We start from the raw sequence: 23,610 nt of genomic DNA, 5'->3' as shown, positions 1-23,610 counted from the left end.
CGCTTCCATAGCGGCTTTTTTTGTATCTAAATCAATCAACTATTACTGCCGCTAATTTTCATCATTTCTCTTTGCATCTTTTTCATTGTTAAATATACTGTATAAATATACAGGTATTTAATTATGCATGAACTAATAAAAAACTTACAAGACCGCCAGCTAATCTGGAAAGGGTTACAATCAACAACGCAAGGAAGCACCACTTCAACAGGCTATCCTCAACTGGATAAACAGCTTGATGGCGGCTTCCCGACGCACGGCGTTATTGAAGTTGAATCACAACAAGGGATCGGCGAGCTTCGCCTACTGACGCCCTATTTATCTCAACAAAACTCGCAAAAACTGGCCATATTCATTAACCCGCCAGGGAAGATCTGTGCTGAGTTTTTTAACAGCCAAGGCATTGAATTAGAAAACATTCTCGTTATCCAGCCTCAACGCGATCTCGATGCGTTGTGGGCAGCTGAGCAGTGCCTCAAAAGCGGCGCTTGTCACTCTGTATTGCTATGGGGAGCCGATCTAGAAATACACCAAACAAAGCGCCTACAAGCAGCCAGTGAAACCGGTAAGTGCCTGCAGTTTCACTTTAAAGCCACCAGCCATAATCAATTATCCCTGCCCGTTTCCTTAAGCATGAAACTCTCTTCTCACGCGCAGGGATTAAAGGTTGAAGTGACTAAGAGAAAAGGCAGCTGGTCGTATGGCAGCTTTATTCTAGACATGACACACTACTGGCCGTTACTCACAGAGAAAGTCGTTTATGAAGACAATTCAGACCGCGCTTTGTCTGGTAACACTGTGCTGGCTTTTCCTATTGCGAAGCAAGGCTAACGTATGTTGTGGCTTTATCTGCACTTTCCATCTCTGCAGTTGGATACCTTGTTTAACTCTAATGAATTGGGTTCGAGCGAAGACTCACGCGAACAACCTATTATCATCGTGGATGAAAAAGATCACCATGTACTGCAAGCAAACCCAGCTGCGCTGCAATCGGGAATTTCGCTTGGTATGGGCTTAGGGTCTGCAGCAGCTTTGTGCCACAACTTACACGTCCACCCTTACAGTATTGAACTGGAGAAAAGTAAGCTTAAAGAGATCGCTCAATGGGCGTATCTGGTCACTTCCGACATGGCGTTATTGCCACCTAATGGTTTGTTGATTAAAGCCTCTAACATGCTGTCACTTTACGACGGGCTAGATAACTACTGGCATGAGCTCAAAAGCCACTTAGAAACGCTCAATATCCAGTTCAGCTTCGCTACGGGTTATTCGCCGCTTTCTGCGATCCTTTTGGGTAAGCAAGCGATCAACCAAGCAACAAACAATATTGAGCAGATGAAAACTTGGGTCAATCAACAAGCATTAATTTCCAGTGAGCTACCGACCAAGCAAGTGGAACGCCTGAACCGTGTCGGTATCAATACCGTTGAAGACTTATTAAAGCTGCCTTTGCAAGAAGTCGCACGCCGCTTTGATATCGACTTGGTGAATTATGTCGGTCGCCTTAACGGCCAGTTCAAGCACCCGATTGATTTCTATCATCCACCAGAGAATTTCCAGCAATATTTGGAGCTATTGTTTGATATTGAAAACATCCTATTTATCGAAAAGCCGTTGCTGAAATTACTGAATCAACTCGAATGTTTTTTGAAGCTACGCGATCGAGTGGCTTTCGAGTTAACTCTGACTTTACACCTAAGAGATAAAGACGATCACCCTGTCTCTTTTTATTCGGCACAAGGTGATTACCTTGCTGAAAAATGGGCGAACCTTACTCATCTCACCTTAGAGTCACTCAAGCTCACCGCACCGGTTCAAGGACTGACCCTCAGCTTGGTTCGTCATGGAGAACCCCAAATGGCCTACCATGATCTTTTTGATGGTAATACCGGAACACTTGCCGCGTTAGATTTGCTCTCACTACTGCAAGCAAAGCTTGGACAAGCCTGTATTCAAACACCAAAAATACAGCACGACCCAAGGCCAGAAAAGGCCAATCAGTATTCGCTCCCAACACTGAGTAAGTCTGTGACAAAAAGGCAAGCGCCCTCAAGGAGCGAGCAACAAACCACAGCTCTCAGCGTCGTTCAACAGCGGCTCAGGCCCAGTATTTTACTGCCAGAGCCCGAAGCCTTAACCGAAAGCGTCACCTTATCTCAAGGCCCAGAGCGCATTGTGTCTGGCTGGTGGGACGGAGAGAAGGTCATTCGTGACTACTTTATTGCTCACAGCGAAAACGGTCGGTGGCTCTGGATATTTAGAACGCCAGATAAACAGTGGTTTTTGCACGGCTTATTTAGCTAGTCGGTAAGAACGTAAGTCAGCAAGAAACTTTGTTAGCTCCTCCGTTCTACTTATTCAATTTCAGCGTCCCTTTTCAATCATGTTCACTCGCAATGGTTAAGTGAGATTACGTTATGTCTCAGCAATACTCAGAGCTATTTTGCCAAAGCAATTACTCCTTCCTTGAGGGGGCCTCACACGCAGAGGAGCTTGTTTTACAGGCCGATTTCTTGCGTTACAAAGCACTCGCGGTTACTGATGAGTGCTCAGTCGCGGGCATCGTTAAGGTTCACTCTGCGATCAAGCAACATAAACTATCACTCAAGCAAATTGTCGGGAGCATGTTTTGGCTAAATGAAGAGTGCCAAGTGGTCTTGATATGCCCAAACAGACAAGCCTACGCCGAGCTGTGCCGTATTATTACCAACGCGAGACGTCGTAGCAGCAAGGGACATTATCAGCTCTCTGAGTGGGATATCATGTCGGCTAAGCACTGCTTTATTCTTTGGCTTCCTCAACAGAAAAATGAAGACGCGCACTGGGGGCAATGGCTATCTCAGCACCATTCAGGTCGGCTTTGGATCGGCTTACAAAGACACCTAAAGCAAACCGACCAGCAGTACACAGATTACTGCGTTGAGCTGTCACAACATCATCAACTGCCGATAACAGCTTGTGGTGGCGTGCTAATGCACAATGCTAACCGCTTACCCTTACAGCACTCACTCACTGCGATAAAGTACCAAAAGCCCATTACCGAAGTGGGCAGTCACTTACTCGCTAATGCCGAGCGCTGTTTACGGAGTATCAATAAGCTCTCTCATATCTTCAAAGCGGAGTGGCTAGAAGAGAGCAACCGTATCGCTGAGCTGTGTGAATTTGATTTAAATAGCTTGCGATACGAATATCCCAGTGAGCTGATTCCTCAAGGGGAGACACCCATGAGTTATCTGCGCATGTTGGTCGAAAAAGGAAAACGAGCTCGCTTCCCACAAGGTGTACCTGACGACATCCAACAAATCATAGATAAAGAATTGGGATTAATTGACGAGCTTGACTACCCTTTCTTTTTTCTCACCATTCACGACATCGTGATGTTTGCCAAAAGCCAAGGCATTCTTTACCAAGGTCGAGGTTCAGCGGCCAATTCCGTGGTCTGTTACTGCTTAGAAATCACCTCTGTCGACCCAAGACAGATCTCGGTGCTGTTTGAGCGTTTCATCAGTAAAGAGCGCGATGAGCCGCCTGATATTGATGTCGATTTTGAACACGAACGTCGTGAAGAAGTCATCCAATACATCTATAAAAAATACGGTAGAGAACGGGCTGCACTTGCTGCAACAGTCATCTCTTATCGCTTCAAAAGTGCGGTGAGAGATGTGGGGAAAGCATTAGGGCTACAAGAAACTCAGCTCGACTACTTCATCAAGAACACCAATCGCAGGGACAAAAGCTTAGGTTGGCAGGCTCAGCTCACTCAATTAGGGCTACAACCTGATTCTTTGAAGGGGCAGCAGTTTATCCACTTGGTGAATGAGATTATCGGCTTCCCACGTCACTTATCTCAACATGTCGGTGGCTTTGTCATATCCTCAGGGCCTTTGTATGAGCTGGTTCCCGTCGAAAATGCAGCGATGCACGATCGAACCATTATCCAATGGGATAAGGATGATCTAGAAACCTTAGGCTTGCTGAAAGTTGATGTGCTCGCGTTGGGTATGCTCTCTGCGATTCGTAAATGTTTCGACCTGATCAAACGTATTCACGGGCGATCACTGACCATTGCTGAGATCACTCGCCTTAAGGACGATCCTCAGGTTTACGGCATGATTCAGCGAGCAGACACAGTCGGGATATTCCAAATTGAGTCACGCGCACAAATGAGCATGCTGCCAAGGCTTAAACCGAAGACTTATTACGACTTGGTGATTCAAATCGCTATCGTACGCCCAGGCCCTATTCAGGGTGATATGGTGCATCCGTTTCTCAAGCGTCGAGATGGCATTGAGCCAATCAGTTATCCATCTAAAGACGTGGAATCAGTACTGTCGCGCACCTTAGGTGTACCGATATTCCAAGAGCAAGTGATCAAACTCGCGATGGTCGCTGCAGGGTTCACAGGCGGAGAAGCAGATCAACTCAGACGGGCAATGGCCGCTTGGAAGAAAAATGGCAACGTCTTTAAGTTTAAAAACAAACTCATCGAAGGAATGCAAAAGCGCGGCTATGAGACAGAGTTTGCTGAGCAGATCTTTAAACAGATATGCGGCTTTGGCGAGTACGGTTTTCCTGAAAGCCACTCCGCTTCGTTTGCGGTGTTAGCGTATTGCTCCGCTTGGTTGAAATGCTACTACCCAGAGTGCTTCTACGCTTCTCTGTTGAATAGCCAACCGATGGGGTTTTATAGCCCTTCACAGTTGGTACAAGACGCACAACGACACAATGTGGTGATACTTCCGGTATGTGTGAACGCTTCTCAAAACGACCACACGGTTGCCCCTCATCAGAATGGTCTAGCGATTCGCTTAGGGCTGCGACAAATCAAAGGATTCAGCGAGCATGGAATTCAAAGCGTGCTCGCCAATCGCCCACAATCCGGTTATCGCCACCCTAGTCAGGTCAAACAGTTATCGATGAATAAGAAAGATATCGAGCTACTGGCATCAGCCAATGCGCTACATAACGTTTCTGGTGACCGCTTCCAGACTCGCTGGGCGATCATGGACTCGGCGTCGGATTTACCTCTGTTTAGCCAAGCCTATGACGATGCTGAGGCAGGGCATGACGAACATGTACTGCACAAGCCCAATGAGATGCAAGATCTACTCGAAGACTTCACCAGTGTCGGAATTTCATTGAACAAGCACCCCATCACTTTGCTCGAAGAAGCGGGACGACTAGGTCGATTCACACACATGAAAGATTTAATACAGCAAAGACACAAATCTATGGTCACCGTTGTCGGATTAGTCACAGGAAAACAATCTCCCGGCACCGCGGCAGGTGTCACCTTTGTCACGCTAGAAGATAGCTCTGGTAATATTAATGTCGTGGTATGGGGAGCAACCGCACGCGCTCAACAGCAAGCTTATCTCACAGCCAAGGCGTTAAAAGTACAAGGGATATTAGAAAAAGAAGGTGAAGTCGTGCATGTTATCGCGGGAAAACTTATCGATATTACCGATGAAATTGTTGGCTTGAAAACCAAATCTCGGGATTTTCATTAGCGAAGTACCAACTGGTCTCAACCGGTCATTGGCTAAAGAAACGAGAGAAAGAAAAACGAAAAAGGGAAGCATCCGCTTCCCTTCAATTCCAGTTGTTGAGTTATGACTCAACTTCAGCTTCCGTACGTCTTTTCTTAAATTCCCTATACAGTAATAAGCTCAAAGTCATGACGACTTTAGACGTTAACCATATCATTAAGAGGAACTACCTTAGATTGTGTGTGAAAAGTTACGCTAGTAGTTGAGCATATTTCGTTAAGAAAAATATGCTGCGTGAATATTAGCAAACGTTGTCTATACGGTCACTCAAAACAAACCGTACAGCAGCATTAATTACAAAATCTGACGCATTCGCTCTTGAGTCACTTCAACCAAGAGGTCTGGCTGGAACTTAGAAATAAAGCGGTTACACCCTACTTTCTCAACCATAGCTTCATTAAAACTTCCACTTAATGAAGTATTTAGCGTGATGAATAGGTCATGCATTCTTGGGTCAGTACGTACTTCGTGTGTCAGCTTGTAGCCGTCCATTTCAGGCATTTCAGCATCGGTGATCATCAACAATATTTCTTGATTGATGTCTTTGCCTTCATCACACCAGCCCTTAAGTAAGGTCAGTGCTTCTAAGCCATCACAACACTCAATAATGTTCAAACCCAACTGCGACAAGGTGCCTTTGATCTGGTTACGCGCTGTTGAAGAGTCATCAACGATAAGCACATTGCGTCCTATCATCTCCTGAGCTAATTGTTCATCTAAAACGCCTTCAGAGATCGAGACATCGTAATCAATGATCTCAGCCAACACTTTCTCAACATCGATGATCTCGACGATCTTGTGCTGCTCTTCTTCTTGAATATGCGTAATAGCGGTTAGGTAGTTTGCACGGCCTGTTGTCTTTGGCGGCGGCTGGATTTCTGTCCATGTCGTGTTCACGATATTACGAACTTGCCCAACCAAGAAACCTTGTACGGTTCGGTTGTATTCCGTAATAATCAGGTTGCTCTCTTGAGACTCCGCACGAGATGGCGGAAAGCCAATGGCACTACGCAAATCAATAACAGGCACCGATTCACCACGTAAAGACGCAACACCCGTAATATGATGATGAGAGCCCGGTAAGCGAGTGAGTACTGGCACTTTGAGGACTTCTTTCACTTTAAATACGTTAATCGCAAATAGTTGACGACTATTTAAGCTGAATAACAAGAGTTCCAGACGGTTTTCACCGACCAGTTTGGTTCTCTGATCAACCGAATTTAAAACGCCAGACATACAACACCTTAGTGACAAATAATAACTGTGGCTACAATAGCCTACTTCAATAGGTTAAAGCAAAGCGCCAATGCACAGAATGCTTAAACTAAGTACAACAAATGATGTTATACAAAGCTTAAGTACATGGAAAGGTTCAAGGTAAGGCTACAAGACGAGAAAAAGGGGTTAACCTTCAATAACTTTCATTAACAGTTGGCCATCGTATAAGGCCTGCTTGATGAGCGCAGCACCTGGCATGGTTGCCTGCTTATAAAAACGAGATTCCACCAGCTCTAAGTCTTTATGGTAAACCGATAGACTCTGCTCTTCGATACACTTTTGAATCGCCGGGTATAACACGCTCTTCGCCTGATTGATAACACCACCCACCAAGATTTTCTCTGGGTTGAACAGGTTAATCACAATCGCAATCGCAGAACCTAGATAACGGCCTAACTGTTCAATCACTTCGACAGCCAGCGGATCCCCATTAGCAGCGGCAGCACAGATCTGTTCAATAGTGACGTCTTCAAACACCGTTAGCGTTGATTCTTCACCATTTACCAATCGCTCTTTGACTTGCTCACGGATTGCCTGAGAACTCGCCACCGTTTCTAAACAGCCTCGATTACCACAGTGGCAAAGCTTGCCTTCCTTGTCGATCTGGATATGCCCCAACTCACCGATGTTACCGTGACGTCCTTGCAGAACGCGACCATCAAGAATGATCCCGGCACCTAAACCGTGGTGAATCGAGATAAGAACAGAGTTGTCGTTGTCTTGTGAGTTACCAAACAGCTTTTCTGCTAATGCCCACGCTCGGGTATCATTGGCAATAAAAACTGGCAAACCGGTTTCTTTGTAGATCTCCGGCCCCAACGCTAAGTTTTCAACGTTATAGTGCGGCATCTGCAACACAATACCTTGCTCTGAATTCACCAGACCTGGCAGTGTGATAGCGATACTCGTCACCCTGTCGAGTTGCTCGGCATAGGTTTGGAAGAACTCATCGATTTCATGGAGAAGACGCGCAAGCACATCGTCTTGATCACGTTCATGGATATCAATCTTGGTATCGATAAGCACGTCGCCGCCCAATTCATGGAGCGCGATCGTCAAGTATCCGCGACCAAGACGCATCGACAAAAATTGCCAACCTTCGTTATTGGTTTGCAGACCGACAGCAGGACGCCCACGAGTCGTGGCTTCTTGAACCGTCGTTTCGTGAATAAGGTGAGCTTCAATGAGTTCACGGGTAATTTTAGTAATACTCGCCGGAGCCAACTCACTTTGCTTGGACAGATCGATACGAGAAATAGGACCTTTAAGGTCAATTAGTTTATATACACGACCAGCATTGACCTGTTTGATATGATCAATATGGCCCGGTTGAGCCATGTACATTTTACGCTCCAGAAATCATCAACGAGGTAATTTTTTTACTTTGCGAAGTAATTGTGAAGTCACTTGGTATATCGCCGTGACCAGTATCACGTATATACATGAATCTTTGTGTATCGAGTCAAATAGTTCGAGGAAAATTAACACCCACATCGATAATTTGCGACTTAATTTTCAGAATAAAACATCGCATTTGAGCCCTGAATTCAATAATTAAAGGCAAATCAAGAAATATCCTCCTAGCTCCCAATAAATTATCAATTAATGCATATACTTAATTCAGTCTTTTAAAAGATTACTTGGCCTCACTCTAGGAGTATTCATGACAGCCGAATTAAGAAAAACGAAAATCGTCACAACGCTAGGCCCTTCTACTGATAAAGGTAACGTGCTTGAAGAGATCATCAAAGCCGGTGCCAATATTGTTCGTATGAACTTCTCTCACGGCACCAGCGACGACCATATACAACGCGCAGAAAAAGTCAGAGCAATAGCAAAAAGACACGGTACTCAAATCGCCATTCTCGGAGACTTACAAGGTCCCAAGATTCGTGTGTCGACATTCAAAGATGGCAAAATCCAACTTGCCGTAGGCGACCTGTTCACTCTCGATAGCAGCCTAGGTTTAGGTGAAGGCAATCAAGAAGCCGTTGGCCTTGATTACAAAGAACTGCCTAACGACGTATCCGCCGGCGATATACTGTTGCTTGACGATGGTCGTGTTCAACTCAAAGTAACCAAAGTGGAAGGCTGTCGCGTTCATACCGAAGTCATCATTGGCGGCCCACTCTCAAATAACAAAGGCATCAACAAAAAAGGGGGTGGCCTTTCCGCAGAAGCGCTAACAGAAAAAGACAAGCGCGACATCGTCACCGCCGCACAAATCAAAGTGGATTACCTAGCGGTGTCTTTCCCTCGTAATGGTGAAGACATGCACTATGCTCGTCAGCTTGCACGAGAAGCCGGCTTAGAAGCTCACCTCGTCGCAAAAGTGGAGCGAGCAGAGACAGTAGCTACAGTTGAGAACATGGATGACATCATAATGGCCTCAGATGTGGTCATGGTGGCTCGTGGTGACCTCGGAGTGGAAATTGGCGACCCTGAGTTAGTCGGAGTACAAAAACAGCTTATACGCCGTGCTAGAGCGCTTAACCGAACTGTCATCACCGCAACTCAGATGATGGAATCAATGATTTCTGCGCCAATGCCAACCCGTGCCGAAGTTATGGATGTTGCCAACGCCGTACTCGATGGCACCGATGCTGTGATGCTGTCTGGTGAAACTGCAGCTGGTGACTACCCAGTCGAGACCGTAAAATCGATGGCTGAAGTCTGTATTGGTGCGGAAAAAATGGCAGGCATTAATAACCAATCCAATTACCGTATTGACCGCACCTTTGTTACTGCCGAAGAAACCGTTTCGATGGCGACCATCTACTCTGCAAACCATATGGAAGGCATTAAAGGCGTTGTCACTCTCACCGAGTCAGGCCGCACCGCATTGATGATGTCTCGCCTGAGTGCCGACATGCCGATCTACGCGCTGTCTCGTAACGAAGGAACGCTTAATCGCTGTACCTTATACCGAGGTGTGACACCAATCTACTTCGAGACAGAAGCCGAAGACAGCTTTGACATTGCACTATCTACACTCACTTGCTTGAAAGAGAAAGGACACCTTAAGTTTGGTGACCTAGTGATCGTCACTCAAGGCGACATTATGGATGTAGCAGGGTCAACCAACTGTATGAGAATCTTGCCTGTCACCTAATATTTGACCTTAAGGCGAAACGATTCGCCTAATCTCAAAAACTTAAAAGGGTTATCGAACCAAGTTCAATAACCCTTTTTCATTTCAGAACACGACTCACTAAAATCTGCTTAAACAGCATAACGAGCTCACAGCATGCTAGCTCATCAACTTCGGGAATTAGTTACCCGCAGCAATGGTGGCTAACTGTGGCATATGCGAGTTGCGAGCGTTTTCCGTTGAGGTATAGGTCTCCACAAATCGGTAACCGGCTTCTAAACCCAATTCGTAATCATGCAGTAAATCATCTTTATGACTCATTAATGAGCTCGATTTAAGCGTTTGACTAGGTGCTATCTGAACCACAAACGCGTCGTCTGGTGGCGAATTCAAAAAATCCTGAGTCAATGAGTAGGTCTGATAATGCACCATCAGCATGTCAGCCAACCCTGAATCAAACTTATCTCCGATTAAATGACTTAAGCGATAAATATCATCTGCACCAAATAGCCAGCGACCACCGTTCAGCAGGTCTAAATGCCCACGGTCACGCTTCTGCTCTTTTGAGCGCATAATTTGTTGTTGGAAGAAAGAGGTCCAGTCGGTTTTCCACTGTTCCACTTTCTGTTGCCAATGGCCTTGAACACTGTCGAAAGATTCGCGGAACCACTCCAGTTCTTCTGCAGATATAGGTTTAGGCGCTTTGACTGAAGATCCCTTAACTGGTGCTTCAACCAAATGGGTATTACCTTCCTCCACCACTGGCTCAGTACGAATCACCACAATAGAACGAGCTTGTCTTCGCCACGCTTCCTGAACTGGGATACACGCCGATACACCACCGTCCACATAAGCACTGTCACCAATAAAGACTTCGTCATTGTACAAGCGAGGAATAGCACAGGTCGCAATCATCACCTTGTACCAATCTTCGCCCAATAATGGGAAGTAGTGGTCTCGTAAGTCTTTGGAATCCGTTACAGCCGCATAGAAGTGGCGATCGCCTAGCGTTTGTCGCCCTAAATCCAGATCGAGCTTATATGGGTAAGCCATGATTTGTTCTAGCGCCCATTCTAATCCTAGGTTCTTTCTGTGTCGTATATAGGAAAAGAGATTGAAGAACTCTGGTGAGGTTGTGAGGTCGAGAACAAAAGAACGTCCAAGGCCTTTATCACGGCACAGATAAGCACATAAGTTGAGAGCACCTGCTGAGGTACCAAAAAATTCGTCGAAGGGGTCAAAATTTGAGAGAAGAAAGGCATCCAGCACTCCAGAAGTAAAAATACTTCTCTGTCCGCCACCTTGAGCGACCAGTGCTGTTTTTCCAGCAATAAACTTAGCGTAATAATCCAAGTCTATTGCTGTATCAATATTGGTTATAATCCCACTATTCATTATTCCCTGAGTATCAAAACTCAGCCTCGCAATAGATGGTATTAACTACCAATCGCAATAAAGCCAAATGAAAGAATGATCATGTAGATAAACACGGTAATTTGTAGGGCATTTTTCAGATTATGGTCCATAGACACCTCTGGTTTATTATTAATTTGTCGAGTCTCTATTTAAGTACTATCAGGTGTGTGAAGTATCTTCAAGAATCGTCGAAATTAGTCGCACAATATTGATGTAACCATCACAATTAGTAAGTGTATGGATAAGGATATACTCATGAATAACAAAGCAAATATGATGGCACTGATTACGCTTCTCTCCGTTTCAAGCGCGTATGCTTCGCCGGAGATCATCATTACACCTATGGTAGGTTATACCGGCGGTGGCAGTGTCGAAGACCAGGACGGTAAAACCTATGACATGAAAGGCTCTGAAAATTACACCTTTGCCATTGAAGCGCCACTTGAAAAAGGACGCATCGGCTTCTTCTACTCCAATCAGAGCTCGGAATTAGAAACGCTTAACCTAAGCTCCTCCATCCAATACCTGCACCTTCAAAGCAGCATCTACTACCCTGCTTCGCCTGTGTTGTCGGGTTATCTAGGGCTAGGCCTGGGTGCTTCTTACGTCGATGTAGACTGGGCAAAAGATAAGTATGGATTCTCAACTTCTATCTTTGGTGGCTTAGAGTACAAATTTAGTGACCGACTAGCGTTGAACACACAAGTACGTTGGTTAGGCACGGTTGTCGACAACGATACCTCCGGTGTTTGTAATATCCCAAATAACGGGCAAGAGTGCATCATTCGCTTTGATACCGACTGGATGAACCAATTCCAAGCCAATGTCGGACTGAGTTTTACTTTCTAAGCGGCTCAATGAAGCAAAAATATAAGATCGGCCCAAACTAAAAAACCAGCTAAATGCTGGTTTTTTCATTATTAAAACGGTTTTAGTTCAGGTTAGAACTTATAGGTAACACCTAAAGCGCCGCCCACTTGCAACTCAACACCTTTATACATATCGAGTTCAGGGTGAACTTGAGCGTAAGCATTCCAACCTTCGTAGAAATTCACTTTCACGCCTAACGGCAAGCGTAAGCCAAAGTCGTCATTCCATTCAGCCCAAGCACCAGCACCGACGTACCAGCTCAACGGAGCTTCAGTCTCGAACTGACCACGCTTCAAAATGTAATCAAAGGCAGCGCCGTCATTGCCAATCGTAGCACGGTATTTCTGATCAAATTCCACAACGACACTCAGGTCTTGGTCAATGGCGAGTCCCACTTCCAAAGCTGGAGCTTCAGAAGCTTGAGCAAACGAAGCTCCGCTGCAGCACATAAGGCCGATCAAGTAACGATGTTTCATAATATTCTCAGACTGTACTTAAAAAACGGAAGTCTACTGGAATCTCAGCAAAAGGTGTCATCGCTGGGTAAAAGATAAAAGACACGAAAAATTTGGGAACGACCATCAAATGATCGAGTTGAATGATAAGTACCTGAGTTAATGGAGATTAAGCACAATAGATCTTTCATAGAGCAGAAAACAAAAAAGGAGGCCTTTCGGCCTCCTTTCAATTTATTGAATCAGAGAATTAACCGTTGTTACGGATCCACTCATCCATGTCTGTCTTAAGGTTGTCAGACTTAGTACCGAAGATAGCTTGTACGCCACCCGCTACTACTACAACACCTGCAGCGCCTAGTTTCTTCAGCTTGTCTTGGTCAACAAGAGCTGTATCAGCTACTGCAACACGTAGACGAGTAATACAAGCGTCAAGACCAGTGATGTTCGCTTTGCCACCGAATGCAGCAACTAGCTCACCAGCAAGTTCAGAACCAGTCGCAACTGACTCTTCTTCAGTCTCGTCTTCACGGCCTGGAGTTTTAAGGTCTAGAGCTTTAATCACAGTGCGGAATACGATGTAGTAAATTGCAGCGTAAGCAATACCACATACAACCATTAGGCCCATCTTAGACGCGTTGCCAGATAGAACTAGGAAGTCGATTAGACCGTGTGAGAAAGATGTACCGTGTACAAAACCTAGAGTGTTCGCAAGAACGTATGCAGAACCAGCTAGTAGAGCGTGGATTGCGTACAGTACTGGAGCAACGAATAGGAAAGAGAATTCGATTGGTTCAGTGATACCCGTTAGGAATGAAGTCAACGCAGCAGAAGCCATGATGCCCATTACTTTAGCGCGGTTTTCAGGCTTAGCTGAGTGTGCAATCGCGATTGCAGCAGCAGGTAGACCGAACATCTTGAACATGTAACCACCAGCTAGCTGACCGAAGCCATTGCCCGCTGCACGAGATGCGTCATCAGCAACTAAGTAACAAGTAAGAACACCGTTTTGAGTTTCGCCAGCAGCGTTTACACAAGTACCAGCTTCAAAGAAGAAAGGTACGTTCCAAACGTGGTGAAGACCAAATGGAATTAGAGAACGCTCAACGATACCGTAGATACCAAACGCCACTTGTGGGTTTTGGTGAGCAGCCCAATCAGAGAACGCAGAGATAGCGCCGCCAACTGGTGGCCATACTACAGATAGTAGGATTGCTAGACCAATCGCAGAGAAACCTGTGATGATTGGCACAGCACGCTTACCAGCGAAGAAGCCAAGGTACTCTGGTAGTTGAATACGGAAGAAACGGTTGAATGCCCAAGCAGCAACACCACCGACTAGGATACCACCTAGTACACCAGTATCGATTTTATCAACGCCCATTACACCAGCCATTACGCCAAGTGTAGCAGTCATGATGCCATAACCAACGATAGCAGCTAGACCCGCTACACCATCGTTGTTAGTAAAGCCAAGTGCAACACCTACTGCGAACAGTAGTGCCATTTGACCGAATACTGAACCACCAGCTTGTTCCATTAAGTTTGAAACGATTTCTGGAATGAAAGGAAGATCTGCTGCACCGACACCTAGCAAAATACCCGCAACTGGTAAAACTGATACTGGAAGCATCAGAGACTTACCAACTTTCTGCAGGCTAGCAAAAAGGTTCTTAAACATGTTTATGCTCCTGATAAAGATAAAATAATTATATTGGGTTCTAACGGCACACCCCCGTAGCCTATATGTTAGCACCCTGCGAAAATGTAACCATGTATTGCATTATATTTTCTGCCGCTAAATATATATTGATGGGGAACTAACTTTCTAGTCACTTACGAAATTTAGTTTCAAAACACGTCTTGGATCACATGTCAAATCTAGAAATGCAATGCTTTACAAGTGTTTAATGCATTGAAATATATAAGTATTTTTCAAGAGCCCTATTATTTTACTGGGTAAATAAAATAGGAGCGAATGTTATTTTTAGTAACAAAATTACAAATGTTATAATTAGCGCTCTCAAGTTCAACATAATTCGTAAACATTAAAAAAAAACGTATTTTTGGTGATCAAAAACACAAAAAGGGAGCTTTTGCTCCCTTTTATTTGTTTACTTAGATTTTTATCGCAAAAAAAGTTTTTGGTAATTTTTGGTCGTTTGTTCGGCAACCTCTTTCATCGACACACCTTTTAATTGCGCAATGTAGGCCGCCACTTCGACGACATATGCAGGCTGATTCTGCTTTCCACGATATGGAATGGGCGCCAAGTATGGAGAATCCGTCTCGATCAGCAACCTGTTTAGCGGTAGGTTTTTAACAACTTCTTTAAGTTCTGTAGCCTGCTTAAAGGTCACAATGCCTGAAATTGAGATATAGAAACCTAGTTCCATTGCTGCTTCTGCGAATGCTTGATCTTCGGTAAAGCAGTGAATCACACCGCCACACTTCTCAGCTCCGCCATCACGTAAAATAGCTAATGTGTCTTCACGTGCGTTACGAGTGTGAATGATCAAAGGTTTATTCAGCTCAACGGCTAACTCAACATGCTGCTTAAATCGTAGCTGTTGCAGCTCCGCCGTCTCTGGTTGGTAGTGATAATCTAAACCTGTCTCTCCAATCGCCACAACCTTAGGGTTGCTCGCGTATTCACGCATTGTCTCTAGGCTGAAATCACTTTCAACATCGAGAGGGTGAACGCCACAAGAGGCTTTAACGTTATCAAACGGCGAGATCATCTCGAGCATATTTTCAAACGAATCGAGTGTCACACCGACAGAAAGCAATTGGTCTACATTAGCAGCCTTCGCCTTGTTAACCACATCTTCTACGCTGGTGTGTAAATCTTGGTAATCCAGTTTGTCTAAATGACAGTGGGAATCTACGAACATGTTTCCTCGCAAGTGGCTATCAGCCAATTCATTATGAGTAGCTCCGTATTGAGCCCAGGGTGTTGCTTTAACTGCTCAATCAATGTCAGCAGTTTATTCGATGCTGCATAAGCACTTTGATAAGACATCGCCTCACACAGTGCTTTCGCACTCGGAGTGAAAGCCTGATTCGCCAAACCAAAATGCAGCTTCTGTACATCTGACAATAGATGCCAAAGCCAGCCAAGTTGAATCAAAGGGTCTTTGCTAAGCTCTGTAGAGAACTTTAGCATGTCAGGTTGAGTGCCTTTTATCACATTCACAAAGCCATCGAGCGCTTTTGTTGAAGCTTCAACGCCACCTTGCTCAAACATCGCTTTTGCTTTTAAAGGCGCGTTGTCATTGAGTGCTAAAATATACTGCGGTACCGCTTTGCCCACTTCACCATCTAACCACGCTGATGCTGTCTCTAACTGCGGACTAACCACATTGAATTGCTGACAACGGCTAATAATAGTCGGCATTAAGCGATTACTGTTACGAGTAGACAGAATGAAGATGCACTTGCTTGATGGCTCTTCCAGAGTTTTCAATAGTGCGTTGGAAGCCGATTCGTTCATTGCTTCAGCAGGGTTAAGCAAAATAACGCGCAAACCACCTAACTGAGAAGACTCTTGAGCCCAGCGGTTACTGGCACGCACTTGATCAACCGTGATCGACTTACCTTCTTTCTCGGGTGAGATCACATGAAAATCAGGATGACTGCCCGACTTCATTAACTCACAGCTGTGGCAAAACCCGCACGACTCGCTTTCATAGTTCGTGCACATCAATGCGTCGGTAAGTTGGCTAATCAAAGCATCAACGCCGAGCCCTTCCGGTGCATTAACAATCACAGAGTTAGGAAAACGCTCCGCATCGAGACTTTTTTTCCACTCACTCCATACCGGTGTGAGCCAAGAATAAACTTCAGCCATGACTACCTACTGTTTATTGAGCCAAGCACTTAGCGCGACTTTAATATCAGCGGCTACTTGCTCAATTTCTTGCTGTGCATTAATCACGAGTACAGAATCGTCTTGCCCTGCGATTTCTAGATAGCGCTCACGCGTTCGGTCAAAAAATGAGATATCCATCTTTTCAATTCTATCAAGCTCACCACGGCCTCTGGCACGCTCTAGTCCTACTCTAGGGTCTAGGTCCAAATATAGCGTTAGATCGGGTTTAAAGCCGCCTAGCGTGGTTGCTTTCAGTGATTCCATAGTCGTGCGCGCGATCTGGCGACCACCACCTTGGTATGCCTGTGAAGACATATCATGACGATCACCCAATACCCATTGACCATTGGCGAGTGCCGGCTTGATGACGTTCTCGACTAATTGAACACGTGCTGCATACATCAACAGCAATTCAGTCATGTCTTGAAGCTTCTCGCCTTCGTGCTCTTCTTTAACCAATGAACGCATCTTTTCAGCTAAGACAGTACCACCCGGCTCGCGAGTATTAACAATATCTTCAACACCCGATGCTTTTAATGTCTCAACGATGGCATTGATTGCTGTGCTTTTGCCAGCGCCTTCAAGGCCTTCAACCACGATAAATTTCGACTGATTCATAATTATTTCTTTATCTGTTTTTTCTTAATTGCTTTAAGTAAGCTCGCACTGCACGGTTATGCTCAGTCAAACTCTTTGAAAATACGTGCCCACCTGTTCCACTCGCAACGAAATACAAGTAGTTGCTCTTCTCTGGATTCAACGCCGCGTTGATAGACGCTTTGCCTGCCATAGCGATAGGTGTCGGTGGCAAGCCACTCATTGTATAGGTGTTGTAAGGCGTTGGCGTGCGTAAGTCTTTCTTACGGATGTTGCCATCGTAGCTGTCACCCATGCCATAGATAACCGTTGGGTCAGTTTGCAAACGCATACGCTTGTTTAGACGGTTAACAAACACAGAAGAAACACGCTTACGTTCTGACGCAACAGCGGTCTCTTTCTCAATGATAGATGCAAGAATTAACGCTTCGTATGGCGATTTAAGAGGCAGCTTATCCGCTCGATTTTCCCACTCTTCATTCACCACGCTCATTAGGTCTCGATGCGCGCGCTTCAACAAATCTAAATCAGTGGTGCCGTAGGTGTAGTGATACGTTTCTGCTAAGAAGAGACCTTCTAGCTTTTCGTTTTCAATACCCAACTTTTCAGCGATCTCTTTTTCAGAAACGCCATCCAATGTCTGTTGAATGAATTCGTTGTCTTTTAGCTGAACAAGCCATTCGTCAAAACGACTGCCTTCAACAAAGGTAATAGTAAACTGGTGTTCTTTCCCTTCTACAAGCACCTGTAGCGCTTGCTCTAAGGTTAAACCCGGTTCAAGCAGGAAAGTACCCGCTTTTACGTCTACAAGCTCAGGATGTAACTTACGGATTAATTTCTCGTAAGGAGAAGCCTCAAACAGCCCCTCGTTAATCAACTGGGCTAGAACGTGGTTAAAGCTGCTACCTGAAGCAACAGTCACGACTTGTGGTTTTTCTAATTGAATAACTTGTTTCAGGTTATCTTGCGCTTGGTTGTAAACATAAAAACCAGCAGCACCGGCTGTAATTAAGCACAAGATAATAAAAATAAATAACTTTTTGATCACGAGTTTAGTTGTCCTTGAAGGCTACGAGTAATGGTTCCAATGTTAAATTGGGTATCACTAATACGGGTAACTGGGGCAACCCCTAAAATGGAGTTTGTCATGAAAACCTCATCAGCTTGCATGAGTTGAGATAAGCAGTAGTCACTAATTGTAACGGAAAGTTCAGCCTGATTCAGCGCGGTTAACACTTGCTTACGCATAACCCCCGCGACACCACTTTGAGTGAGTTGAGGTGTGTATATCGACTGACCTTTGCGCCAGAACAGATTGGCCATGGTGGTTTCAATCACATTGCCCGATATATCAAGAACCACGCCATCCACTTCATTAGCTTGATCCATTTCATCTTTCATCAAAATCTGCTCAAGGCGATTATTGTGCTTATGGCCAGCCAGTAGTGGGCTCAAACCTAGCGCTTGATGGCAGATACCGAGTTCAACACCGGAGTCTTGCCACGCTGAATAATGGCTTGGGTAATCAAAGGTACTGATGGTGATTGTCGGCTTGGCGATATTCTTGGTACTGTAGCCACGCCCACCCGCTCCACGACTAACGTGCAGCTTGATCCCTGCTTTTTGATTATGAGGCTTGTTGGCGTTATGGAGCTTCTTTGAACCATCAAGGCTCTTTGTGCCATGAAGAGCGTTATGTTGGATGTGTTGAAGCGCAGTATCGAGCCAAAGACTAACAACATCCCAATCAAGAGCAGAAATGCGTAGCGCTTTAAGGCACTCGTCGACACGGTGCTGATGATCGTGAAGATGTTGTATCTCACCATCACTCACGAGCATTGTCGTAAAACAGCCGTCTCCGTACTGAAACGAGCGATCCAAAATATCGATAGTTTGCTGGCTTTCTCCATCAACCCAAAACATGTTTTTCCCCATAAAAAGAAACGGCTCAATGCTAAAGCATCAAGCCGTTTAAAAACAAGTCTAATTGTGACTATCTACGAGTGTTTACGTCTTTAATAAGATGATTAAATCTTTTTGAAGATCAAACAGCCGTTTGTACCACCGAAACCGAATGAGTTACATGCAGCATATTCCATGTTGCTAACTTCACGCGCAGTGTGAGGTACTAAGTCAATATCTAAGCCTTCTTCAGGATCATCTAGGTTGATTGTTGGTGGAACAATTTGGTCAACCAGAGACATAGCCGTGATGATAGCTTCAGCAGAACCAGCAGCACCTAGAAGGTGGCCTGTCATTGATTTCGTAGAAGAAACCAATACTTGCTTGCTGCCTGCTTCGCCAAGAGCACGCTTGATGCCCTTAACTTCCGCTACGTCACCAGCAGGAGTCGAAGTACCGTGTGCGTTTACATAACCGATTTGTTCACCAGTAATGCCAGCATCACGCATAGCCGCTTCCATTGCTAGTGCGCCACCTGAGCCATCTTCACTTGGAGATGTCATGTGGTAAGCGTCACCCGACATACCGAAGCCAACTAGCTCACAGTAAATCTTAGCGCCACGAGCTTTCGCATGTTCGTACTCTTCAAGAACCATCATGCCTGCACCGTCGCCAAGAACGAAGCCATCACGGCCTTTGTCCCATGGACGAGAAGCTTTTTGAGGCTCATCGTTACGAGTAGAAAGTGCTTTAGCCGCACCAAAACCGCCCATACCTAGTGGAGTTGATGCTTTTTCAGCACCACCCGCTAGCATTGCGTCTGCATCGCCGTATGCAATCATACGAGCCGCGTGACCAATGTTATGTAGGCCAGTCGTACATGCAGTAGAAATCGCGATGTTTGGACCGCGTAGGCCACGCATGATAGACATGTGACCAGCAATCATATTCACGATCGTCGACGGTACGAAGAACGGGCTGATCTTACGAGGGCCTTTTTCAGTTAGAGCTTGGTGACCGGCTTCGATCAAACCAAGACCACCAATACCAGAACCGATAGCAACACCCACACGTGGAGCGTTTTCTTCAGTAATAGTTAGGGCTGAATCATCTAAAGCTTGAATACCTGCTGCGACGCCGTACTGGATGAACAAGTCCATCTTACGAGCATCTTTTTTAGTCATATACTCTTCGCAGTTAAAGTCTTTAACTAGACCTGCAAAACGAGTTGAGAAATTGGTTGCATCAAAATGATCGATATTAACGATACCACTTTGACCAGCTAGCAGGGCTTTCCAAGAAGATTCTACAGTGTTGCCTACCGGTGACAACATACCCATGCCAGTGACAACTACACGACGCTTGGACACGATTTTACACTCCGGGGATTGAGGTGATTTAAGATGAGGATAGATGAGTTAGATAAAACACAGGCGGTCGAGGTGACCGCCTGGGAGAGATTATTACTGAGCGCTAGTTACGTAATCGATAGCTGCTTGAACAGTAGTAATTTTCTCAGCTTCTTCATCTGGGATTTCAGTGTCAAATTCTTCTTCTAGAGCCATTACTAGCTCTACTGTGTCTAGAGAATCTGCACCTAGGTCATCAACGAAAGAAGCTTCGTTTTTAACTTCAGCTTCGTCTACACCTAGCTGTTCAACAATGATTTTCTTTACGCGTTCTTCGAGGTTGCTCATTTTTTCTTTTCCTTTACAGAGTTCGCTTTATGCGATGTTTTCCGTAGTTTATTCAATCTATTGAAAGTTGCAAGGTCAACTTTTCTGGTCAAACCACAATTTTCACGATTTTAACCGAAATTACGTATGATCTTGACTTAAATCATGCACAAATGTTGCACATAATTTACACCATGTACATACCGCCATTGACGTGAAGTGTTTCACCTGTGATATAAGCTGCCGCAGGTGACGCCAAAAATACCACAGCTTCAGCGATTTCGCGAGGGTCACCTAGTCGACCTGCTGGTACATTCGCCAAAGTTGCTGCACGTTGGTCATCATTTAGCGCTTTAGTCATGTCAGTTTCGATGAAACCAGGAGCTACAGTGTTCACTGTAACGCCACGAGACGCAACTTCACGAGCCATTGATTTAGTAAAACCAATTACGCCTGCTTTTGCAGCTGCGTAGTTAGCTTGACCAGCGTTACCCATAGTACCTACTACAGAACCAACGTTTACGATACGGCCTTGACGTTTCTTCATCATGCCACGCAATACAGCTTTAGACATGCGGAAGATAGGCGTTAGGTTAGTATCGATGATGTCATTCCATTCGTCGTCTTTCATACGCATCAGTAGGTTATCACGAGTGATACCTGCGTTGTTAACTAGAATGTCAATCGCACCGAATTCATCGTTGATGGTTTTCAGTGTAGCAGCAATTGAGTCAGTATCCGTTACATTAAGAGCAAGACCTTTACCGTTCTCACCAAGGTACTCGCTGATTGCAGCTGCGCCGCCTTCAGATGTCGCAGTACCGATAACTTTAGCACCACGCTCAACTAAAAGTTCAGCGATTGCACGACCGATGCCACGGCTTGCGCCTGTAACTAGTGCAACTTTGCCTTCTAAATTCATCATAACTTCTCTATTAAGTGGTTATTTACTTAGCAGCTTCTAGTGATGCAGTGTCATTAACTGCAGCAGCTGTCATAGTTTTTACGATTCGTTTTGTTAGACCAGTAAGAACTTTACCAGGGCCTAATTCAAGTAGCTTCTCAACGCCTTGCTCATTCATCGCTTGTACGCCTTCAGTCCAACGAACTGGGCTGTACAGCTGACGAACAAGTGCGTCTTTAATTTTTGCAGGATCTGTTTCAGCGATAACATCAACGTTATTGATAACAGGCAATGCTGGCGTGTTGAACTCTAGAGCTTCTAGAGCCACCGCTAGCTTGTCTGCTGCTGGCTTCATCAGTGCACAGTGAGACGGCACAGAAACAGGTAGCGGAAGTGCACGCTTAGCGCCCGCTTCTTTACAAAGTGCACCAGCACGCTCTACTGCCGCTTTGTTACCCGCGATAACAACTTGGCCAGGAGAGTTAAAGTTAACTGGAGACACAACTTCGTCTTGCGCAGCTTCTTCACACGCTTTAGCAATCGCTTCATCGTCTAGACCGATGATTGCGTACATTGCACCAACACCTGCAGGAACCGCTTCTTGCATCAGTTGACCACGTAGTTCAACCAGCTTGATCGCTTCTTTAAAGTCGATAACGCCGGCACATACAAGTGCAGAATATTCACCTAGGCTGTGACCTGCTAGATTTACAGGTTGCTCTAGGCCAAGCTCTTGCCATACACGCCAAATTGCAACAGACGCTGTTAATAGAGCCGGTTGAGTGCGAAAAGTTTCATTTAGATTTTCTACAGGACCATCTTGAACCAATGCCCATAGATCGTAACCAAGTGCTTCTGAAGCTTCAGCAAATGTCTTTTTAACAACATCATACTGTTCGCCTAGGTCAGCAAGCATACCGATAGCTTGAGAGCCTTGGCCTGGGAATACGATAGCAAATTTGCTCATTGTAATTTTCCTTTAAGCAAAGCAAAAAATTGAATAAGGCACATAAGTTATGTGCCTTGTTTGTTGATTATCGCTTGGGGTTAGAATTTAACTAACGCAGAACCCCAAGTGAAGCCGCCGCCAAATGCTTCAAGTAGAAGCGTTTGACCACGTTTAATTCGCCCGTCGCGAACAGCCTCATCAAGGGCCGTTGGTACGGTAGCTGCCGACGTATTGCCATGCTTATCAAGAGTAATCACAACTTGGTCAAGCGACATCGTCAGCTTTTTAGCGGTTGCCGAGATAATACGGTAATTCGCTTGGTGTGGAACTAACCAATCAAGCTCTGACTTATCCATATTGTTCGCCGCTAATGTGTCTTTAACTAGCTTAGAAAGCTGAGTTACCGCCACTTTAAATACTTCGTTGCCCGCCATGTGCAGCCATTTGTCTGCATCACCGCCACGCTCTGGTACTTCTAAGCTTAGAAGCTCACCGTATTTACCGTCAGAGTAAATATGAGTAGACAAAATACCTGGCTCTTCGCTTGCGCCTACAACCACCGCGCCTGCTGCATCACCAAATAGGATGATAGTAGAGCGGTCAGTCGGATCACAGGTTTTTGACAGTGCATCCGCACCAATTACCAAAACGTTCTTACACATGCCAGTCTTGATGTGTTGATCAGCAACAGACAGTGCGTAGACAAAACCAGAACACGCTGCAGCCAAATCAAACGCAGGGCAGCCTTTGATACCAAGCTTGCCTTGTACCTGACATGCCGAAGACGGGAATGTGTGGCTACTGCTGGTTGTCGCAACGATGATTAAATCAATCTCTTCTTTGTCGATACCTGCCATTTCAATGGCATTTTCAGCAGCGTAAAACGCCATATCAGCAACGGTTTCGTTTTCCGCTGAAATACGACGCTCTTTAATACCCGTTCTAGCAACGATCCACTCATCGCTAGTCTCTACCATTTTCTCTAAGTCTGCGTTAGTACGCACCTGAGATGGCAAGTAGCTGCCAGTACCTAAAATTTTGCTATACATGAA

General features: G+C 45.2%; 21 protein-coding genes. 5 read left to right on the top strand and 16 right to left on the bottom strand.

The genetic code is table 11. The features are described 5' to 3' along the window. Positions 1–123: 123 nt before the first annotated feature. The 3 genes from imuA (at position 124) to A136_RS17400 (ending at position 5,510) form a co-directional block, all read left to right on the top strand. Entirely contained in the window at positions 124–831 is a 708-nt protein-coding gene (gene imuA / locus A136_RS17410; protein ID WP_017063488.1) for a translesion DNA synthesis-associated protein ImuA, read from the top strand. 3 nt (positions 832–834) lie between these two features. Further along, positions 835–2,304: a Y-family DNA polymerase gene (locus A136_RS17405; RefSeq protein ID WP_017063487.1), complete on the top strand. Its 1,470-nt coding sequence runs from the start codon at positions 835–837 to the stop codon at positions 2,302–2,304. Between the two features lie 113 nt (positions 2,305–2,417). Then, the gene (locus A136_RS17400) at positions 2,418–5,510 is read left to right on the top strand and encodes an error-prone DNA polymerase (RefSeq protein ID WP_017063486.1); all 3,093 of its coding nucleotides are present in this window, start codon (positions 2,418–2,420) and stop codon (positions 5,508–5,510) included. 333 nt (positions 5,511–5,843) lie between these two features. On the opposite strand, the gene A136_RS17395 is transcribed toward A136_RS17400, so the two are convergent. Together A136_RS17395 and mlc are read right to left on the bottom strand one after the other, a co-directional pair. After that, positions 5,844–6,785: a chemotaxis protein CheV gene (locus A136_RS17395; protein ID WP_017062139.1), complete on the bottom strand. Its 942-nt coding sequence runs from the start codon at positions 6,783–6,785 to the stop codon at positions 5,844–5,846. A gap of 168 nt (positions 6,786–6,953) precedes the next feature. Next, on the bottom strand, positions 6,954–8,171 hold the full coding sequence (mlc, locus tag A136_RS17390; RefSeq protein ID WP_017062140.1) for a sugar metabolism global transcriptional regulator Mlc: 1,218 nt from the start codon (positions 8,169–8,171) through the stop codon (positions 6,954–6,956). A gap of 319 nt (positions 8,172–8,490) precedes the next feature. On the opposite strand from mlc, the gene pyk reads away from it, so the two are divergent. Next, complete coding sequence (gene pyk / locus A136_RS17385) at positions 8,491–9,939, top strand: pyruvate kinase (protein ID WP_017062141.1); 1,449 nt, start codon at positions 8,491–8,493, stop codon at positions 9,937–9,939. 159 nt (positions 9,940–10,098) lie between these two features. On the opposite strand, the gene A136_RS17380 is transcribed toward pyk, so the two are convergent. Both A136_RS17380 and A136_RS22655 read right to left on the bottom strand, forming a co-directional pair. Further along, positions 10,099–11,313, bottom strand: a complete 1,215-nt coding sequence (locus A136_RS17380; protein WP_017063485.1) for a patatin-like phospholipase family protein — start codon at positions 11,311–11,313, stop codon at positions 10,099–10,101. Positions 11,314–11,354: 41 nt separating this feature from the next. Beyond that, positions 11,355–11,444, bottom strand: a complete 90-nt coding sequence (locus A136_RS22655; protein ID WP_100214626.1) for a YnhF family membrane protein — start codon at positions 11,442–11,444, stop codon at positions 11,355–11,357. A gap of 145 nt (positions 11,445–11,589) precedes the next feature. Here A136_RS22655 and A136_RS17375 point away from each other — a divergent pair, with 145 nt between their 5' ends. Further along, complete coding sequence (locus A136_RS17375) at positions 11,590–12,183, top strand: outer membrane beta-barrel protein (protein ID WP_017063484.1); 594 nt, start codon at positions 11,590–11,592, stop codon at positions 12,181–12,183. A gap of 92 nt (positions 12,184–12,275) precedes the next feature. Here the strand turns inward: A136_RS17375 and A136_RS17370 are convergent, their stop codons facing one another. The 12 genes from A136_RS17370 to A136_RS17315 form a co-directional block, all read right to left on the bottom strand. Continuing rightward, the gene (locus tag A136_RS17370) at positions 12,276–12,680 is read right to left on the bottom strand and encodes a hypothetical protein (protein WP_017062144.1); all 405 of its coding nucleotides are present in this window, start codon (positions 12,678–12,680) and stop codon (positions 12,276–12,278) included. A gap of 229 nt (positions 12,681–12,909) precedes the next feature. Continuing rightward, positions 12,910–14,340, bottom strand: a complete 1,431-nt coding sequence (gene ptsG, locus A136_RS17365) for a PTS glucose transporter subunit IIBC (protein ID WP_017062145.1) — start codon at positions 14,338–14,340, stop codon at positions 12,910–12,912. 445 nt (positions 14,341–14,785) lie between these two features. Next, positions 14,786–15,553: a TatD family hydrolase gene (locus tag A136_RS17360; RefSeq protein WP_017063483.1), complete on the bottom strand. Its 768-nt coding sequence runs from the start codon at positions 15,551–15,553 to the stop codon at positions 14,786–14,788. After that, entirely contained in the window at positions 15,544–16,509 is a 966-nt protein-coding gene (locus tag A136_RS17355) for a DNA polymerase III subunit delta' (RefSeq protein WP_017062147.1), read from the bottom strand. The genes A136_RS17360 and A136_RS17355 overlap by 10 nt, the downstream gene beginning before the upstream one ends. A gap of 6 nt (positions 16,510–16,515) precedes the next feature. Then, entirely contained in the window at positions 16,516–17,148 is a 633-nt protein-coding gene (gene tmk / locus A136_RS17350) for a dTMP kinase (RefSeq protein WP_017063482.1), read from the bottom strand. 10 nt (positions 17,149–17,158) lie between these two features. Beyond that, the gene (gene mltG, locus A136_RS17345) at positions 17,159–18,175 is read right to left on the bottom strand and encodes an endolytic transglycosylase MltG (RefSeq protein WP_017063481.1); all 1,017 of its coding nucleotides are present in this window, start codon (positions 18,173–18,175) and stop codon (positions 17,159–17,161) included. Further along, a complete protein-coding gene (pabC, locus tag A136_RS17340) occupies positions 18,172–19,050 on the bottom strand; it encodes an aminodeoxychorismate lyase (RefSeq protein WP_017062150.1) in 879 nt (292 codons plus the stop codon). Before pabC ends, mltG begins: the two co-directional genes overlap by 4 nt. A gap of 104 nt (positions 19,051–19,154) precedes the next feature. After that, positions 19,155–20,399: a beta-ketoacyl-ACP synthase II gene (fabF, locus tag A136_RS17335; protein ID WP_010437291.1), complete on the bottom strand. Its 1,245-nt coding sequence runs from the start codon at positions 20,397–20,399 to the stop codon at positions 19,155–19,157. A 93-nt stretch (positions 20,400–20,492) separates the two neighbouring features. Then, positions 20,493–20,726: an acyl carrier protein gene (acpP, locus tag A136_RS17330; protein ID WP_004737381.1), complete on the bottom strand. Its 234-nt coding sequence runs from the start codon at positions 20,724–20,726 to the stop codon at positions 20,493–20,495. Positions 20,727–20,892: 166 nt separating this feature from the next. After that, complete coding sequence (gene fabG, locus A136_RS17325; protein WP_029235138.1) at positions 20,893–21,627, bottom strand: 3-oxoacyl-ACP reductase FabG; 735 nt, start codon at positions 21,625–21,627, stop codon at positions 20,893–20,895. Between the two features lie 25 nt (positions 21,628–21,652). Beyond that, the gene (fabD, locus tag A136_RS17320; RefSeq protein ID WP_017063479.1) at positions 21,653–22,576 is read right to left on the bottom strand and encodes an ACP S-malonyltransferase; all 924 of its coding nucleotides are present in this window, start codon (positions 22,574–22,576) and stop codon (positions 21,653–21,655) included. Between the two features lie 80 nt (positions 22,577–22,656). After that, a complete protein-coding gene (locus A136_RS17315; protein ID WP_017054985.1) occupies positions 22,657–23,607 on the bottom strand; it encodes a beta-ketoacyl-ACP synthase III in 951 nt (316 codons plus the stop codon). Positions 23,608–23,610 lie beyond the last annotated feature (3 nt).

The organism is Vibrio crassostreae 9ZC13 (assembly GCF_000272045.2).
Lineage (GTDB): Bacteria > Pseudomonadota > Gammaproteobacteria > Enterobacterales > Vibrionaceae > Vibrio > Vibrio crassostreae_C.
This window is presented reverse-complemented; position numbering and strand designations above follow the sequence as displayed.

Excerpts from the sequence above, each read along its gene's own strand:
- A136_RS22655 (WP_100214626.1), bottom strand. The coding sequence starts at position 11,444 with ATGGACCATAATCTGAAAAATGCCCTACAAATTACCGTGTTTATCTAC.
- fabG (WP_029235138.1), bottom strand. The coding sequence starts at position 21,627 with ATGAATTTAGAAGGCAAAGTTGCACTAGTTACAGGCGCAAGCCGTGGC.
- acpP (WP_004737381.1), bottom strand. The coding sequence starts at position 20,726 with ATGAGCAACCTCGAAGAACGCGTAAAGAAAATCATTGTTGAACAGCTA.
- tmk (WP_017063482.1), bottom strand. The coding sequence starts at position 17,148 with ATGAATCAGTCGAAATTTATCGTGGTTGAAGGCCTTGAAGGCGCTGGC.
- mlc (WP_017062140.1), bottom strand. The coding sequence starts at position 8,171 with ATGTACATGGCTCAACCGGGCCATATTGATCATATCAAACAGGTCAAT.
- A136_RS17400 (WP_017063486.1), top strand. The coding sequence starts at position 2,418 with ATGTCTCAGCAATACTCAGAGCTATTTTGCCAAAGCAATTACTCCTTC.
- A136_RS17405 (WP_017063487.1), top strand. The coding sequence starts at position 835 with ATGTTGTGGCTTTATCTGCACTTTCCATCTCTGCAGTTGGATACCTTG.
- A136_RS17380 (WP_017063485.1), bottom strand. The coding sequence starts at position 11,313 with ATGAATAGTGGGATTATAACCAATATTGATACAGCAATAGACTTGGAT.
- A136_RS17355 (WP_017062147.1), bottom strand. The coding sequence starts at position 16,509 with ATGGCTGAAGTTTATTCTTGGCTCACACCGGTATGGAGTGAGTGGAAA.
- pabC (WP_017062150.1), bottom strand. The coding sequence starts at position 19,050 with ATGTTTTGGGTTGATGGAGAAAGCCAGCAAACTATCGATATTTTGGAT.
- A136_RS17370 (WP_017062144.1), bottom strand. The coding sequence starts at position 12,680 with ATGAAACATCGTTACTTGATCGGCCTTATGTGCTGCAGCGGAGCTTCG.
- A136_RS17375 (WP_017063484.1), top strand. The coding sequence starts at position 11,590 with ATGAATAACAAAGCAAATATGATGGCACTGATTACGCTTCTCTCCGTT.
- fabD (WP_017063479.1), bottom strand. The coding sequence starts at position 22,576 with ATGAGCAAATTTGCTATCGTATTCCCAGGCCAAGGCTCTCAAGCTATC.
- A136_RS17360 (WP_017063483.1), bottom strand. The coding sequence starts at position 15,553 with ATGTTCGTAGATTCCCACTGTCATTTAGACAAACTGGATTACCAAGAT.
- A136_RS17315 (WP_017054985.1), bottom strand. The coding sequence starts at position 23,607 with ATGTATAGCAAAATTTTAGGTACTGGCAGCTACTTGCCATCTCAGGTG.
- A136_RS17395 (WP_017062139.1), bottom strand. The coding sequence starts at position 6,785 with ATGTCTGGCGTTTTAAATTCGGTTGATCAGAGAACCAAACTGGTCGGT.
- pyk (WP_017062141.1), top strand. The coding sequence starts at position 8,491 with ATGACAGCCGAATTAAGAAAAACGAAAATCGTCACAACGCTAGGCCCT.
- imuA (WP_017063488.1), top strand. The coding sequence starts at position 124 with ATGCATGAACTAATAAAAAACTTACAAGACCGCCAGCTAATCTGGAAA.
- ptsG (WP_017062145.1), bottom strand. The coding sequence starts at position 14,340 with ATGTTTAAGAACCTTTTTGCTAGCCTGCAGAAAGTTGGTAAGTCTCTG.